Origin of the sequence: Fretibacterium fastidiosum (assembly GCF_000210715.1) — a bacterium.
Taxonomy (GTDB): Bacteria; Synergistota; Synergistia; order Synergistales; family Aminobacteriaceae; genus Fretibacterium; species Fretibacterium fastidiosum.
In genome coordinates, this window is sequence record NC_021038.1 from 646,423 (window position 1) to 647,701 (window position 1,279).

General features: G+C 62.8%; 2 protein-coding genes. Both read right to left on the bottom strand.

Annotation, left to right across the window (positions count from 1 at the left end; all coding sequences use genetic code 11):
* Positions 1-312 (bottom strand): ABC transporter permease subunit (locus tag SY1_RS12520; RefSeq protein ID WP_341523452.1); only part of this gene is annotated, 312 nt, incomplete at its 3' end.
* Positions 313-362: 50 nt separating this feature from the next.
* Positions 363-1,163 (bottom strand): energy-coupling factor ABC transporter ATP-binding protein, encoded by an 801-nt coding sequence (locus tag SY1_RS02830; protein ID WP_015556116.1) that lies wholly within the window; start codon positions 1,161-1,163, stop codon positions 363-365.
* Between the last annotated feature and the right edge of the window lie 116 nt (positions 1,164-1,279).

A 1,279-nucleotide genomic window follows, 5' to 3' on the forward strand; every position in this document is an offset into this window, starting at 1 on the left:
CACCGCGCGCTCCAAGGGCATTCCAGAGAGCGCCGTCACCATGGCCGGGAACACCAGCATGTAGGGGTGCATCAGAAAGGACTTGTAGCCGTCGTTGATCAGGGCCCCCAGCGACGCCACCGGCGCGTGGACCCCAAGCCCCATGAAAGACAGGAACGCCTCGGAGAAGATGGCGTTGGGGATGGAGAACATGGACATGGTGACGAGCTGTCCGAAGATGTTGAGCAAGATGTCCTGAAAGATGACGGCGAAGTGCCCTGCGCCCAGCGTGCGCCCCGCGAGGTCGTCCCGAAACGTTAAGGACAGCCTCACGGGGCGAGTCGTGCTTCGGAGGGGCAGTCGCCCCTCCGCCTCATGAGAAGTCAGAGGGCCTCCGTGGATTTTGTGTAGCGCAGGGGCAGCTCCAAGCCGTTTTGCTGAAGCAGCGCCTCATTTCTCAGGACGTCCTGCAGCGCTCCGTCCGCCGCGATGCGCCCCTCGTACAGGATGATCGCCCGGTCGCACACGTCGAGGGCCATGTCCAAGTCGTGGGTCGCCAGGATCATCGGCTTCTCCAGGGTGTTTAGCCTCTCGATGACCCGACGGCGTGCCCTGGGGTCCAGGGCCGCGGAGGGCTCGTCCAGGACCACGATGTCCGGCTGCATGACTAGTATCCCTGCCAGGGCGGCCATGCGTTTCTCCCCGCCGGAGAGACGATGGGGCGCCCGCTCGGCGAGGTGCGCGATGCCTAGGGTCTCCATGACGCTCAAAGCCCTCTCTTGGGCCTCCTGAACGGGCGTTCCATGCGCCACCAGACCGAAGGCGACGTCCTCGACGACCTCCGGCATGAAGAGCTGGTTGTCTGGCTCCTGAAAGATCAGGCCGACGGCGCTCCGAAGACGCTTCAGGTCCTCTCCGACGGGCTCTCCGTTCAGACATACCACGCCAGATTGGGCCGCAAGACATCCGGACAGATGCAGCATCAATGTGGATTTCCCCGATCCGTTGGGGCCTACCAGCGCGAGCTTCTCTCCATCTCGCAGCACGAAGAAAACCCCGTTCAGGGCCTCATGCCCATCGGGGTAGGCGTAACGGAGATCCTGCACCTCCATGAGATACCTCTTCCGCACCCCTCCGACCGGGATATCCCTCAGGCCTTCCATAACGCCGTTTGCTGAACTCATCTGTCTAAGACCTCCAGAGCAGAGCACAAGCCAGGATCACCCCGATATTCAACGCGAACGCAAGGCACAGCACAGTATCGATGCCGCGCCAGAGCAGCGGACGGCACTGAGAGAAG